Raw genomic sequence first — 16,030 nt, forward strand, 5'->3', positions numbered from 1 at the left:
CAACCCTGCGGCCATTGGCCAGCAAGCCATTGAATCTACTGCCGGGCTCTACGTTAGCAGGTCGGGATTGCACTGCAAGATGACAATTTCCCCCAGGATCCGGGGCATTGCACCAACCTTGCTAGTATTTCGTAAGCCAGCGCGCAGTTTTCAACAGGGTAAACACTGCATTGCCGGCTCTTGCGGCAAGGGGTGATGCCTTGCCCGCGGCATCATTCTGACTGGACAAAGACATGGCCACAGTGACGACACCGATCGCAGTATTGGACATGAAGACATTGCTGGCAGCGCTGAAGTCGTTGCGCAAAGGTGACTTCACCACGCGCATGCCGGAAGACTGGACCGGCATGCCGGGCAAGATCGCCGACACGCTCAACGAGATCATCGACATGGCGGCCGAGACCACCACCGAATTCGAACGCGTAGCGCAACTGATCGGCAAGCAGGGCAAGGTCGATGAGCGAATCCAATTGCCGATGATGAAAGGCTCGTGGCAAAAGATCGTCAACTCCAGCAATGCGCTCACCAGCGACCTCATCAGCCCGATGAACGAGATCATTCGCGTGGTCGGTTCGGTGGCCGAAGGTAATCTGAGCCAGCAGGTACCGCCGGTACTCGACGGTCTGAAACTGCGGGGCCAGTTCCTCAAATCCGCCGAGATCGTCAACACCATGGTGACGCGACTGGGTTCCTTCGCTTCCGAGGTCACCCGCGTGGCGCGGGAAGTCGGCACTGAGGGGATTCTCGGTGGGCAGGCCAATGTCAAAGGGGTGTCCGGCACCTGGAAAGACCTGACCGACTCCGTCAACGACATGGCCGCCAACCTGACCACCCAGATGCGCAACATCGCTTACGTGACCACTGCCGTGGCCAAAGGCGATCTGGGCAAGACGATTACCGTCGAAGCCAGGGGTGAGATTCTCGAGCTGAAAAACACCATCAACACCATGGTCGGCCAGCTTTCGAGTTTCGCTGCGGAGGTGACCCGCGTGGCGCTGGAAGTCGGCACCGAAGGCAAGTTGGGAGGCCAGGCGGAAGTGCGCGGCGTATCAGGCACCTGGCGCGACCTGACCGAATCGGTGAATGGCATGGCGGCCAACCTCACCACCCAGGTGCGCAACCTCGCACAGGTGACAACGGCGGTGGCGCGCGGCGACCTTGGCAAGAAAATTACCGTTGAAGCCAAGGGCGAGATTCTCGAACTGAAAAACACCATCAACACGATGGTCGACCAGCTCTCCAGCTTCGCCTCGGAGGTGACCCGCGTCGCGCTGGAAGTCGGTACCGAAGGCAAACTGGGCGGACAGGCCGAAGTGACCGGTGTGTCCGGTACCTGGAAGGACTTGACCAATTCGGTCAACGGCATGGCGGCCAACCTGACCACCCAGGTGCGCAACATTGCCGACGTGACGACGGCGGTGGCCAACGGCGACCTGTCGCGCAAGATCACCGCCGAAGCCAAAGGTGAAATTCTCCAGCTCAAGGAAACCATCAACACCATGGTGGACCAGCTCTCGACCTTTGCCGACGAAGTGACGCGCATGGCTCGCGAAGTGGGGACTGACGGCAAACTCGGCGGCCAGGCCAAGGTGACGGGCGTCGGTGGCACCTGGAAAGACTTGACCGACTCGGTCAACAGCATGGCGGCCAACCTGACCAATCAGGTGCGCAACATCGCCGACGTGACGACGGCGGTGGCCAAAGGCAACCTGGGACGCAAGATCACCGTGGAAGCCAAGGGCGAAATCATGGAGCTGAAGAACACCATCAACACCATGGTGGACCAGCTCAACAGCTTTGCCGCCGAAGTGACGCGGGTGGCGCGCGAAGTCGGCACCGAAGGCAAGCTCGGGGGGCAGGCACAGGTACAAGGCGTGTCCGGCACCTGGAGGGACCTGACCGAGAACGTGAACTTCATGGCGGCCAACCTGACCAGCCAGGTGCGAGGCATCGCGAAAGTGGTGACCGCCGTGGCCAACGGCGACATGAAGAAGAAACTGACACTGGAAGCCAAGGGTGAGATCGCTGAACTGGCCGACACCATCAACGGTATGACCGATACGCTGGCGCTGTTCTCCGACCAGGTGACCTCGGTGGCGCGTGAAGTGGGCGTCGAGGGCAAGCTGGGGGGCCAGGCCAACGTGCCGGGTGCTGCCGGCACCTGGCGCGACCTGACTGACAACGTCAACGGTCTGGCGGCCAACCTGACCAACCAGGTGCGCGCAATTGCCGATGTGGCGACGGCCGTGACCAAGGGCGATCTGACGCGTTACGTGGAGGTAGAAGCCAAGGGTGAAGTGGCGGAGCTCAAGGACAACGTCAACGAGATGATCCGCAACCTGCGCGAAACCACACGGCAAAACGCGGAGCAGGACTGGCTCAAGAGCAATCTGGCGAAATTCAACCGGCTGCTGCAGGGCCAGCGCGATCTGGCGGCAGTTTCCAAGATGGTGCTGTCTGAACTGGCTCCGCTGATCAACGCCCAGCACGGTGTGTTCTACATGATGGACGAGAACCCGCCGGATCCGGCGAAACTCAAGCTGCTGTCCGCCTATGCGTACAAGGGCAACATCAACGTGAACGATGAGTGGCGGCTCGGCGAGGGCCTGGTCGGGCAATGCGCCTACGAGAAGCGGCGCATCCTGCTGACCGATGTACCGGCCGATTACGTCGCGATTTCATCGGGACTGGGTGCTGCCGCCCCGCTGAATATCATCGTGTTGCCGATCCTGTTCGAGAACAAGGTCAAGGCCGTCATCGAAATGGCTTCGTTCACGCGCTACAGCATCATTCATCAAACCTTCCTTGATCAACTGGCCGAATCGATCGGTATCGTGCTCAACACGATCGAAGCCAATATGCGCACCGAAGAACTGCTCAAGCAGTCGCAATCGCTGGCGCACGAACTGCAAAGGCAACAGGAGGAATTGAGACAGACCAACGAGGAACTGGAGGACAAGGCCGGACTGCTGGCGGAGCAGAAAGCCGAAGTCGAGCGCAAGAACCGCGAAGTCGAAATCACCAAGCTGTCGCTGGAGGAGAAGGCGGAGCAGCTGACGCTGACCTCGAAGTACAAGTCCGAATTCCTCTCCAGCATGTCCCATGAGCTCAGAACGCCATTGAACAGCTTGCTGATCCTGGCCCGGCAGCTCAGCGACAACGCGGAACACAATCTCACCCCCAGGCAGGTCGAATATGCCAAGACCATCCGCAGCGCGGGCAAAGACCTGCTGGAGCTGATCGACGAGATTCTCTACCTGTCCAAGATCGAGTCGGGTACGGTCACACTGGACCTGAATGAAGCACTGTTCGCCGATCTGCACGACCAGATCGAACGCACCTTCCGGCCGGTCGCCGAAAGCCGGGGCCTGACCTTCACGATCGAACTGGCACCTACCCTGCCCCCCGCCTTGTGGACCGACGAAAAGCGCCTGCTGCAGGTGGTCAAGAACCTGCTGTCCAACGCCTTCAAGTTCACGGAACAAGGCAGCGTCAAGATCAGCATCACGCCCGTTGTGTCCGGGTGGAGTGTGGATCACAGCGAACTGAATCGCGCCGATGCGGTGGTCGCCTTCGTGGTCACCGACACCGGCATTGGCGTATCGGCCGGCAAGCAGAAGCTGATCTTCGAGGCGTTCCAGCAAGCCGATACCGGAACCTCACGAAAATACGGCGGCACCGGCCTCGGCCTGTCGATCAGCCGCGAGCTCGCACACCGGCTGGGCGGTGAGCTGCGACTGATCCCCGGCGAGATCGGCAAGGGCAGTACTTTCGCGCTGTACGTGCCCTTGCGTACACAGGATGCCCAGCGTCAGATGCTGGATGAATCAGTGACAGAGACGGTACCTGGCCAGGTCAGGCGTGACCTCATGTCAGGCCCGACTGCACAGATACTCGACGACCGCGAGTCGGTCCAACCCGGCGACCAGGTGCTGCTGATGCTCGAGGGCGACGCCCGATTCGCCGGCATCCTGCTCGAGGCCGCGCACCAGAAGGGGTTCAGGGCTATCGTCACGGCCCGTGGTGCGGATGCACTGGAGCTGGTCGAGCGTTTCAAACCCGCCGCGATCACGCTGGACCCGGGCCTGACGGACATCGATGGCTGGTCGCTGCTCGAGCAGTTGAAGCGAAATTTCGCCACGCGTCACATCCCGGTCCAGATCATCTCGAACGCTGACGACCGCACACGCGGGCTGCGCTATGGCGCTTTCGACTATCTGCTCAAGCCGGTCACAGCCGACGAGATTCAACATGCGCTGGTCGGCATCGTGGCTTACGCAGGGCGCAATACCAGGAGTCTGCTGCTGATCGACGGCGACGAAGCGAACCGCGACCGCATCCTCGATCTACTCGGCAATACCGACGTGAAGATCGAAACGACCGCCAGCGGCGCTGAAGCCTTGAAGAAACTGGCAAAGAAACGCTACGACTGCATGGCAATCCATCTCGAACTGCCCGACGCATCCGGCATCAAGCTCCTCGAGACGTTGCAGGAAGACCAGGCCATGCGTGAACTGCCGATCGTTGTCTATGGTGCACAGACACTGACCAAGCCACAACACGAGCGTTTCAGGACACTGCTGGGCAAGGGCGTGATCAAGGCCGTTCAGTCTCCCGAGCGCATACTCGACGAAACCGCACTGTTTCTACACCGTGTCGTCGACAGGCTGTCGCAGACCCAGCGCAGGATGCTGGAAAAACTCTATGAGGGCTCGGACAGCCTCGAGGGTAAAAAGGCCCTGGTGGTCGACGACGACGTGCGCAATATCTTTGCCCTGACCAGCGTGCTCGAGAGCAACAACATGCAGGTGGCCACGGCCGAAAACGGCCGAACCGCCATAGACTTGCTGCAGCAGCAACCCGATACCGACATCGTGCTGATGGACATCATGATGCCCGAGATGGATGGCTTTGAAACCATGCGTCAGATCCGTACCTTCAAACGATTTGAAACCCTGCCCATGATTGCGCTGACGGCCAAGGCGATGATGGGCGACCGTGAAAAGTGCATCGAGGCAGGCGCCTCGGACTACGTCAGCAAGCCGGTGGATACCGACCAGTTGCTGTCGCTGATGCGCAAATGGCTCTATCGATGAAGGAACCTCCGGTATTCAAAGAGCGCGCCCAGGTGCGGCACCCTGCCCCGCCTGATGGCGTGCCAGCCTCCGTGTTGCTGGTGGATGACAATCCCGCCAAGCTCACGGCGCTCGCCGCGGTGATTACCGACATGGGCCTCGATGTCGCCACCGCGACGTCCGGACGCGAGGCGCTGCGCCTGCTATTGCAGCGCGACTTCGCCGTCATTCTGCTCGACGTGAAAATGCCGGCGATGGACGGTTTCGAAACCGCTGCACTCATTCACGGCCGCCCGAAGTCGGCCCATACGCCCATTATCTTCGTCACCGCGGAGGCCGACACGGATTCCGAGCGATTCCGCGGTTATACGTCCGGCGCCGTGGATTACATCTTCTCGCCGATAGTGGCCGAAGTGCTTCGCGCCAAGATCCAGGTGTTTGTCGACCTGTTCTACTTGCAGCGCAAACTGACGATGCAGACCGAAGAATTGCTGCAATCGAAGCGGCAGCTGCGTGAACTGGCCTCCTATCAGGAGCACCTCAAGGAAGAGGAGCGAAAGCGCATCGCTCGCGACATCCACGACGAGCTGGGACAGAGTCTGCTGGCGTTGCGCATCGATGTCTCCATGCTGCAGGCGCGCACCGGTGCCATGCACCCCAGGCTGAACGAAAAGGCCAGCGATGCGCTGAATCACCTCGATACAGCCATCCGCAGTGTGCGCAGTATCATCAATGATCTTCGGCCGCCCGTACTCGACCTGGGATTGCAGGCCGCGATCGAGTGGCAACTTGAAGAGTTCCGGCAGCGCAGCGCAATCGATTGCACGATGTCGGCGAAAGACGAAAATTTCCGTTGCGACCTGAATGAAAAATCCGCCACGACGCTGTTCCGCATCGTGCAGGAATCACTGTCGAACATTGCCCGGCACGCGCAAGCGACACAGGTGCACATCGAACTCTCCAGGGAGGGTCGCCGGCTTTACCTGCAGATCAAGGACAACGGCGTAGGCATGACGGATCGCAAAAAACTGAACTCGTTCGGGCTGGTGGGCATGAAGGAACGCATCAGCATGCTGGGTGGGGAGTTCAAGATCGACAGCGCACCGGACAAAGGAACGAGATTGAGCATATCGCTGCCCATCGACTGACCTGGATAACAATTTCAAGCAGTACATCCTGCATCGAAGCTCCATGGCATGGGAACAGCCGGAGAAAATGTCCGGACCGGACTCGCTCACCCTGCAGCCCTGCCATACTGTTCAGCATGACCAGTGCAACCTTTCGCTTCTACGAGGAGCTCAACGATTTCCTGCCGGCCGAACGGCGGCGGCAATCCTTCACTTGCAAATGCGCGCGAGGGGCGACGGTCAAGCACATGATCGAGGCGCTCGGGGTACCGCACACCGAGGTCGAGCTGGTGCTGCTCAACGGCGAGTCGGTGGGCTTCGAGCGGGTGATCCTCGACAGTGACCGGCTGGCGGTGTATCCAAAGTTCGAAGCGCTGGACATCAGCCCGCTGCTCAAGGTTCGTACGCAACCTTTACGGGTGCTGCGCTTCGTCGCTGATGCGCACCTTGGCGGGCTGGCCAGCCTGCTGCGCATGAGCGGCTTCGACACCCTCTATGACAATGGCTTCGAGGATGGCCAGATCGCCGAGATCGCTGCGCAGCAAGGACGCATTGTGCTAACCCGCGACCGCGAACTGCTCAAGCGCCGGATCATCAGCCATGGCTGTTATGTGCATGCCCTGAAACCGTCACTGCAGCTGCGCGAACTGTACGAGCGCCTCGACCTGGCGCGTAGCGCACGGCCATTCAGCTTGTGCCTTCATTGCAACCTGCCGCTGCAAGAGATCAGCCCGGAACTGGCTCGGCCGCAGGTGCCGCCACGCGTTGGCGCCCTCTATTCACACTTCCTGCGCTGCGACGCCTGCAAACGGGTTTACTGGGAGGGTTCGCACTGGCGCGGCATGTGTGCACTGCTGGCGCCTCTTCTGGACCGATAGCCGCGCGGATGATCATATTTCTGCCAGTCTGTCGACAAGCTCCGGGCCGCTGATGGAACTGTTGGCGGGTAGATGATCTCGGCGGCAATCCCATGGTGCAACCTTCCAGACCATCCACGAAACCTAAGTATGATTGCGCGATACCCATGGACGATGGTGCGGACTATGGCCTGGGAATAGGGTTTGCGGACCGGTACTTCGGCCTCATTGCGAAAAGCCTTGCGCACTTCGCGAGACCGGTCGTACCGGTCCTCATTCGCCGCAACAGCGGTACCCAGACGAGAGCATTCACCATGACCGACGAAACCAAAGGAACCACCCGCCGCGCCCTGATGAACGCCGGCGTGGCGGCTGCCGCGCTGGCAGTAGCCGTGCCTGCCCTGGCGGGTCAATCGAGCACAGCCCAAACGCCGGCGAGTGGCGGTTCACGCCGCCGGGATCAGGGCTCGGGATACTTCACGCTCAAGGACGGCACGCGTCTTTTCTACAAGGACTGGGGCACCGGCCAACCCATCGTGTTCCATCACGGCTGGCCGCTGTCCGGCGACGACTGGGATAACCAGATGCTGTTCTTCCTCGGCAAGGGCTATCGCGTGATCGCCCACGACCGGCGTGGTCATGGCCGCTCCAGCCAGTCCGCCGTGGGCAATGATATGGACACCTATGCCGCCGATTTTGCGGAGCTGGCAGCCCACCTGGACCTCAAGGGCGCCGTGCACATCGGCCACTCCACCGGTGGCGGCGAAGCGGCCCGCTACGTCGCGCGCCATGGCGGCGGTGGTCGTGTCGCCAAGGCGGTGCTGATCGGTGCCGTGCCGCCCATCATGCTGCGCACGGACAAGAACCCGGGCGGCCTGCCACTGAAAGTGTTCGACGGCTTCCGCGAGGCGCTGGCGGCGAGCCGCGCGAAGTTCTACCGGGACGTGGCCGCCGGCCCCTTCTACGGCTTCAACCGACCGGATGCCAAGGTCTCCGAAGCGGTGATCGACAACTGGTGGCGCCAGGGCATGAGTGGCGGCGCCAAGGCGCAATACGACTGCATCAAGGCCTTTTCGGAAACCGACTTCACCGAGGATCTGAAGATGATCGAGGTGCCAACCCTGGTCCTGCATGGTGAAGACGATCAGATCGTCCCCATCGACGACTCGGCGCGGCTGACCATCAAGCTGCTCAAGCACGGAACGCTGAAAACCTACCCGGGCCTGCCCCATGGCATGTGCACCACCCATGCCGACATCATCAATGCGGACCTGCTGGCGTTCATCCAGGGCTGATGGATCGACCGACGTAACGCAGTGCAGTTGCAGGCAAAAAGGTCCGGAGGCTGCTGCTCCGGACCTTTTCCCCCGAATCACTTCACTCAAGCTCAAGCTCAAGCGCCGCGCCCGTTGCGGGATGCGCCGGCAGTGTGAACTGCACCAGCGCACCACGCGGCAGGTTCGCGTTGGCCCACAGGCGACCGCCGTGGGTATCGATGATCGAACGGCAGATCGACAAGCCCATGCCCAGGCCGGTGGCCTTGGTGGTGTAGAACGGCGCGAAGACCCGCTCGGCGCTCTCCGCGGCGAACCCTGGCCCGCTGTCGCCGACCGTCACCCGCATCCCGTCCGGCTCGTGCCCGGTGCTGATGAGCAGGTGGCGCTCCCCATCGGGCACGCCGCACATGGCCTCGAGGGCATTGATGATCAGGTTGAGCAGCACCTGCTGCAGCTCCACCCGGTCTGCATTCACCTGCGGCAAACCGTCGGCGAGCCGAGTACGCACCACAGCGCCATGCTTGACGGCTTCGCAGCGGGTGAACTCGACCATTTCGCGCACCGCCGCGTTGACGTCCACCGGCTGCTTCTGCGGCGGCGTCTTGCGGATCAGCTCACGGATGCGCCCCAGCACATCCGCCGCACGATTGGCATCCTTGATGATGCGCCCCAGCCCCTGGCCCACCTCGCCCAGTTCCGGCGGTTGCGCGTCCAGCCAGCGCAAGGCGGCGTTGGCATTGGTCACCGTGGCGGCGATCGGCTGGTTCACTTCGTGGGCGATGGACGCCGCCAGTTGCCCCATGGTGGCCACACGGTTGGCATGGGCCAGTTCCGTCTGCACCTCGCGGTAACGCCGTTCGCCATCGCGGACCTGCTCCTCGGCCTGCTTGCGTTCGGTCAGGTCGAGCACGAAGGCCACCCCTTCCTGCACGCTGGCCTCGAAGGCAGCCAGGCCGACGATCACCGGCAGGCGGCAGCCGTCCTTGCGGATGTATTCCTTTTCGAAGGGTCGTGCACGGCCGGTGCGCACGGCCGTGGCGAGGGCCTCTTCGCTTTCCGCGCGCCGCTCCGGCGGGGTCATGTCGTGCCAGCGTACACGCCCGGAAACCAGGTCGTCGCGCTCGTAGCCAACCATGCGCAGGAAGGCATCGTTGGCCTCGATGATCTCGCCATTGGTACTCCAGACGATGATGCCGATGATATTGGCGTCCACCAGTCGGCGGATCTTCGCCTCGCGTTCGGCCACATCGCGGTACAGGCGCGCGTTCTCCAGCGAGATCGCCGCCTGCGACGCCAGCAGCCGCAAAACGGCGATTCGTGCCGGGCTGAACGCGCCGGCCACGAGGTTGTTCTCCAGGTAGAGCGCGCCGGTGAGCTTGGCCTGATTCATCAGCGGCAGGCACAGGATCGACCGCGCCCCGCGCTGGTGAATGTAGGGGTCGGCGGCGAACGCAGGGTCGGTCGAGGCATCCTCCAGGCACAGGTTCTCCCCGGTTCGCAGCACCTGGTAGAGCACCGACTCCGCCAGCGCGGCCGCGCTCACCGGCCCGTCGCGTAGCTGTGTGGTGCCATTACCGGTGTCGGCTTCCGCCGCGATGCGCGGTTCGCCGGCCTCGGCGAGAATGAGCAAGCCACGCTCTGCGCCGGCCTGCTCGATGGCCGTGCGCATGACCATGTCGATCAACTTTTCGAGGACGATCTCTCCCGAGGCCGCCTGGGAAACCTTGAGCACCGTGGCCAGGTCCAGGTGCTCCACCGGAGTAGCGATGGTAGTGGTCGGGCCGGGTGCCGGCTCCTCGTTGCGCAGGTGCCGGTGGCGCCCCTCCAACTGCCGGACCTTGCCGTCGGCGCCCCAGCGCAGGTAGCCATAGCGAGCATCCTGCAGGTACAGCCGGGCGATCTTGCCGAGGCCGCGCGCGCCGTAGAAGCGCGCCGCGAGTTCGTTGGCCAGCGCTTCCAGATGCACGAAGCCGCTATCCTGCGCCAACTGAATGGACTGCTCGTAGAGCATTTGCGCCTCGACCAGACGTCCCTCGATGCGTGCGATTTCGGCGCCCACCAGTGCAACCCGGCAAGCGAAGGTTTCCGCGCACTGCTGCGCCCAGACTTGCAGCAGGCCATGGTGTTCGGCCAAAGCCTGCCGTTGCGCAGCCGGCTCCCCGGTGGAGTCGGGATCAAAACGGGCGGCCAGGGTCAGTGCCGCGTAGAAGTGATACTCGGCTTCCTCGAGGAATGACGAAGCGATCCACATCAGCGCCTTGGCCTGCGCCGCGCAGTCTGCCGCTACTGCGTAATCGCCGGCCAGGTAGCGTGCCTGCAGTTTGCGCACCCAGTACTTGCACGCCGCCAGCGCCAGGTCCGGCGTGCTGCCCAGGTGCGCCTCGAAGCGCGCTTCATCGAACTGGCCATCATCGAAGCAGCCAAACACCGGGGTCTGTCCCCGCAGCATGCGAATCAACGCCAGCTGGGTGCTGATAAAGTCGATGACCAGACCGAAGTGCACCTTCTGCGCGTAGGCGAGACCTTGCTCGGCTTCACCCTGTACTTCCTGCAGCGGTTCGCCGATGAACAGGAGGTCGGAGATCAGACCATTGCCGGCATAGGCGCCATACGGCAGGTCGCCGACGCGGTTGGCTGCGACGAAGGCGCGATGCAGCAATTCCCGAGACTCGCGCACCGGTCTCATCCAGCGCGCAACGAACATCGAGAAACACAGGTAGGTGCTCGCCTCGAATCGTGTCAGGCCACGCCGGTCGACCAATTCGCAGCCCAGACGACCGAATCGGTAGCCCGCCTGATAGTCGCCGAAGCGCCGACCGGCCACCCGCCCGACGTTGGCATAAAGCACGCAGGAAGCGTCGCAGTTACCGCGCTCCATACTTAGACTGACCGCCTTGCAGATGGTCAGGCAGGCCAGGTTGGCGTCAGTCTGCAGAGCCGGTGCGAACAGCTTGCTCAAGGCGTCGAGGGTGACCAGCGAGGCGGCGTCCTCCATCAGCGGCAGATCGATGAGCTGCTCGATGCTCCGTTCGCCCAGCTGTATCCAGATCTGCTCGTACTCGCGGCGCACCTCCTCGTCGTCCGGGTGGGATGACCACTCGATACCGACCTGGCGCAAATACGCCAGGCACACACCTACCGCCCGGTCACTGCGATCGAGCAGCAGGCAGACGTCCATTTGCAGGCAGGCCACCGCCGCGCGATGCACCGTGGTCGTGGCGCGCTCCGCCAACGCGGTGAGGCGCTCGTCGGCCAGCGCCAGTTGACCGGTCAGGAACTCGCACTCCGCGCGGTTGAGTTCCAGGGCGAAGCGCAGTTCGTGGCGGCGCTCCCAGCAATCCTCGTCGAGCAACTCCGCGCCGGCTCCCAGGTAAGCCAGCGCCGAGGCATAGGCAGTGGAAGCCTTGGCGCGCTGGCCGGCCAGCAGGTTGAACTCGGCCAGTTGCTCACGCTCACCGCGCGCGTTCATCAGACTGGCGCCACGGTTCAGTTGGCCGACGATCTCGAAGATGGCTTCCTCGCGCCGCTCCGTTGGCGTCTGCGCCGCCAGAATCCGGCCGATCCGCAAGTGCGCCTCGGCCCTGGAAGTGTCAGCGATCAGCGAATAGGCGGCTTCATGGATGCGGTCGTGGGCGAACGCACAGGCACCCTCCAGTTGCACGACCAACTCCTGGCGCACCGCCGCCCACAGCACCGCATGGACCCGAACCGGCGTCAGGTCCAGCACGGTAGCCAGGGTGTCGATCTGCGCCACGCTGCCCAGGCACGCCAGCTGCTGAAGCGCCTGCCGGGTCTCCGCTGGCAGGCGCGCGAGCTTGCCGACCATGAGATCGACGACGTTGTCGGTGTACCCCTTGGCGTGGATGCGCTCCGGTTCCCAGCGCCACCGGCGCACCGTATGGTCGTAGCTCAGCAGCTCCTCCTCGGCCAGGGCCTGAAGAAACTGGATGACGAAGAACGGGTTGCCGCCAGTCTTGTCCTGCACCAGCCGGGCCAGGGCCACGACGCCGGGTGGAGGGCATCGCAGCGCCTCGGCGATCAGTTGTTCGATGTGCGCCCTGGCCAGCGGTACCAACCTGATCTCATCGACGCGCACGCCGGCATGGCGAATGGACTGGAGCTTGCGGGTCAGCGGATGGCTGGCATCCACCTCGTTGTCTCGGTACGCGCCCACCAGCATCAGGTGGCGCAGTTCCGAATGGGTCAGCAGGTCTTCGAGCAGGTCGAGGGTCGCCGCATCCAGCCATTGCAGGTCGTCGAGGAACAGCGCCAGGGGGTGATCCGCGCGGGCGAACACACCGATGAATCGGCGAAACACCAGCAGGAAACGCCGCTGCGCCTGTTGCGGTTCCAGCTCCGGCACCGGCGCCGGCTCGCCGATGATCAGCTTCAGCTCCGGAATCAGGTCGGTCATCAGCCGGGCGTTGGGGTCCAGCGCCTCCAGCAATGTGCTGCGCCAGTCAGCCAGCACCTCGTCGCTCTTGCCCAGCAGCGTGCGGACCAGACCCTGGAAGGCCTGCACCAGCGTCGAGTAGGGGATGTCGCGCTTGTACTGGTCGAACTTGCCGGACGCAAACAGCCCGCGTGGCGGCACCAGTACCTTGTGCAGTTCGTTGACCACCGAGGACTTGCCGATTCCGGAGTACCCGGACACCAGCACCAGCTCCGGAGCGCTGCTATTGACGATGCGCGAGAAGGCCTCGACCAGGATTTGCACCTCGCGCTCGCGACCGTAGAGTTTTTCGGGGACCAGCAACCTGTCAGTCGCGCCCTGCTCGTCCAGCGAAAATGCTTCGATGCGCCCATCGCGCTGCCAGTCGGCCACGCACCGGCGAAGGTCGTGCTCGACCCCCGCGGCGCTCTGGTAACGCTCCTCGGCAGTCTTGGCCAACAGCTTCATGACGACTTGCGACAGCATGAACGGCACACCGGACACCCGCTCGCAGGGTGGCAGCGGCTTGCGCGCGATGTGGCAGTGCACCCACTCCATCGGGTCATTGGCGCTGAACGGCAGGACGCCAGTGAGCATCTGGTAGAGCGTGATGCCAAAGGCGTAGAGATCGCTGCGCGAGTCGATGGAGCGATTCATCCGCCCGGTCTGCTCGGGCGCCATATACGCCAGGGTGCCGGCAATGGTCTCCGGCGGCTCGGGTGCCTGTCGTTCGCGTGGCAACCGGGAAGTCAGGCCGAAACCGGTCAGCCGTGTCTGGCCGTCGCGGCAATTGACCAGGATGTGATTGGGCTTGAGATCCTTGTGCACCAGGCCACGCTGGTGCAAGTGGCGCAGCGCTTCGGCGATGCTGATGGCCAGGCGCAGACAGGGCTCTACCTCCAGAGGGGTCAGCAGCAGGTGCGACAGTGGTTCGCCGCCCGGGTCGTCGAGCAGTAGGCGCGTCTGCCCGCCTTCGCGCGTCAGCGCCTGTGGCCGCAGGGCCCAGGTGCTGTCCAGGTCATCCTTGAGGCTGTATTCGTGAGCCAGTCGGTCGAGGGTCGCGGGCAGCGGTTGTTCAGCGGACGGCTGCACCAGCAACTCACTGTCGCCGCCCTGCCCCAAGCGCTGAACGCGGGAGAACACCCGCTCGCCATCGTCCCACAAGATCTGCTGTCTGCTCGCCATCGGCACGGCACCGTTCAGGAGGTTTCTGGTGCCGCTCGGAAGGGTGGCCTGCGGCGTGTTTGGCTATTGGGCGCGGGCCCCGCTCAGGTTGCCCGGCGCGCAGGTTCGACGCCCAGCGTTTCGGCCATGCGCACGAGCTCGGCAACAGAACGTGCGCCCAGCTTCTTCATCACCTGGCCGCGGTGGACCTTCACGGTCACTTCGCTCAGGTTGAGCTCCGCCGCGATCTGCTTGTTCATCAACCCCGCCACCACGAAGCGCAAGACCTCGCGTTCTCTTTGAGTCAGCGCCTTGAAGGCGGTGCGCAGGGCCGCGCCTGAATGCTCGGCAAGCAGGCGCTCGCTGTCACGGGCCAGGGCACTGGCGACGGCGTCAAGCATGTCCTGATCACGGAACGGTTTGGCCAGGAAGTCCACCGCGCCGGCCTTCATGGCCTTGACCGTCATGGCGATGTCGCCATGGCCGGTCATGAACACGATGGGAATGCGAACGCCGCTCTTCTCCATCTGCTCCTGGAATGCCAGGCCGCTTTCGCCGCGCAGGCGCACATCGAGGATCAGGCAACCGGGCACGTCGTGTTTGGCAAAAGCGAGGAAATCCTGAGAGGATTCGAAGGTCTGGACCTGCAGACCGATCGAGCGCAACAACCCATCGAGCGCAAGACGCATGGACTCATCGTCATCGACCACATAGACCACCGGTTCCTTGGGACCCCGCGGGCTTTGCGGCGGGTTGGGATTCGACCACGAAGTCATCTTGCCTCCTTAGCGGGACCGCATCATGGGCGGTGTGCAGGTCAAAAAAGATAGTCCATGATGACACCCGCAGCAATTCGCCAGCCAAACGGTCATCCGCAACCGGGGCGGTGTTTTCGGGAGTTGGCGTCAGCATGCGCGCGGTGGCGCAACGACTTGAGCTGCGAGCAAAGCTAGCATGCCCATGCACGCCGGCGTTAGGCCAGAAAACCCTGAAAAACGGCCAGCCGCGTGTGCTTGAAAACTCCCCGTGCAGGCCCTGGTTCAGCCGCCATTCGAACAGGCAGGATTCCATGACAAACGCCCCCACCCTGCACCACTCGACACACCACCAGCCCTGGACGGGCCCGCGCGAGGTGGTGTTCGTCGCCTACCCGCAGATGGGCCTGCTCGATCTCAGTGGCGCGCAGACGGTGTTCTGGGCGGCCAGCAAGGCACTCTCCCAGCGCGGGTTGCCCGGCTACCGGTTGCGCACGGCAAGTCTCGATGGCGGCCTGGTGAGCACCGTCGAGGGGCTGGCGGTGGACACCTGTTCGCTTGGCGAGCTCGATCTCGCAGCCATCGATACCCTCGTCGTTCCCGGTGCTCCCGATATCTGCCAGACCCTGGAGAGCCACGTCGAGCTGGTGGCGTGGCTACATCGCGAAGCGCCCGCCGCACGCCGCGTGGCCTCGGTCTGCAGCGGCGCCTTCCTGCTGGCCAAGGCCGGCCTGCTCGATGGCTGTCGCGCCGCCACCCATTGGGCCTTGTGCGACGCGCTGCAACAGCGCTTCCCCGCCCTGGAGGTGGACGCCGACGCAATCTTCATCCAGCAGGGCGCGGTATGGACCTCGGCGGGCGTGACCGCCGGCATCGATCTGGCACTGGCCCTGGTGGAGGCTGACTGCGGCCGCGAGGTCAGCATGCAGGCGGCCCGCGAGCTGGTGGTGTACCTCAAGCGTCCGGGTGGACAGGCGCAATACAGCACGCTGTTGCAGATGCAGGCGCAGGACAGTTCGGTATTCGACGAATTGCACCTGTGGCTGGCCGAGAACCTGGACGATCCGAAGCTGACCGTGGAGCGCCTGGCGAAACAGGCGAAGATGAGCCTGCGTAACTTCTCCCGGGTCTACAAGCGGCATACCGGGCGCCCGCCCGCCAAGGCCATCGAACTGTTCCGCCTGGAGGCGGCGAAGCGTCTGCTGGAGACCTCGCCGCGCAACATCGAGCAGATCGCCCGCGCCTGCGGATTCGCCGACGAGGAAAGGCTGCGCACCACCTTCCAGCGTCACCTGACGATTTCGCCGCGCGAGTACCGCAGCCGGTTTACCCGCGAAAGCTGA

At 63.3% G+C, this 16,030-nt stretch carries 7 protein-coding genes; 5 read left to right on the plus strand and 2 right to left on the minus strand.

Annotated features, from left to right (window positions below):
• Positions 1–233: 233 nt before the first annotated feature.
• The 4 genes from AC3WJW_RS26630 to AC3WJW_RS26645 all read left to right on the plus strand — a co-directional run bounded on the left by AC3WJW_RS26630 (position 234) and on the right by AC3WJW_RS26645 (position 8,354).
• Positions 234–5,096, plus strand: coding sequence for a response regulator (locus AC3WJW_RS26630; RefSeq protein WP_493728048.1), 4,863 nt, complete (start codon positions 234–236; stop codon positions 5,094–5,096).
• Complete coding sequence (locus AC3WJW_RS26635) at positions 5,093–6,223, plus strand: ATP-binding response regulator (protein WP_493728049.1); 1,131 nt, start codon at positions 5,093–5,095, stop codon at positions 6,221–6,223. Before AC3WJW_RS26630 ends, AC3WJW_RS26635 begins: the two co-directional genes overlap by 4 nt.
• Before the next feature lie 116 nt (positions 6,224–6,339).
• Positions 6,340–7,080, plus strand: a complete 741-nt coding sequence (locus AC3WJW_RS26640; RefSeq protein ID WP_493728050.1) for a Mut7-C RNAse domain-containing protein — start codon at positions 6,340–6,342, stop codon at positions 7,078–7,080.
• Between the two features lie 293 nt (positions 7,081–7,373).
• A complete protein-coding gene (locus AC3WJW_RS26645; RefSeq protein WP_493728051.1) occupies positions 7,374–8,354 on the plus strand; it encodes an alpha/beta fold hydrolase in 981 nt (326 codons plus the stop codon).
• 82 nt (positions 8,355–8,436) lie between these two features.
• Here AC3WJW_RS26645 and AC3WJW_RS26650 read toward each other — a convergent pair whose 3' ends face one another.
• Positions 8,437–13,953, minus strand: a complete 5,517-nt coding sequence (locus AC3WJW_RS26650) for a trifunctional serine/threonine-protein kinase/ATP-binding protein/sensor histidine kinase (protein ID WP_493728052.1) — start codon at positions 13,951–13,953, stop codon at positions 8,437–8,439.
• Between the two features lie 83 nt (positions 13,954–14,036).
• On the minus strand, positions 14,037–14,708 hold the full coding sequence (locus AC3WJW_RS26655) for a response regulator transcription factor (RefSeq protein WP_493728053.1): 672 nt from the start codon (positions 14,706–14,708) through the stop codon (positions 14,037–14,039).
• Positions 14,709–15,001: 293 nt separating this feature from the next.
• Between AC3WJW_RS26655 and AC3WJW_RS26660 the strand changes: the two genes are divergently transcribed.
• Complete coding sequence (locus AC3WJW_RS26660; protein WP_493728054.1) at positions 15,002–16,030, plus strand: GlxA family transcriptional regulator; 1,029 nt, start codon at positions 15,002–15,004, stop codon at positions 16,028–16,030.

This window comes from Pseudomonas sp. GW821-FHT07G06 (assembly GCF_058986625.1).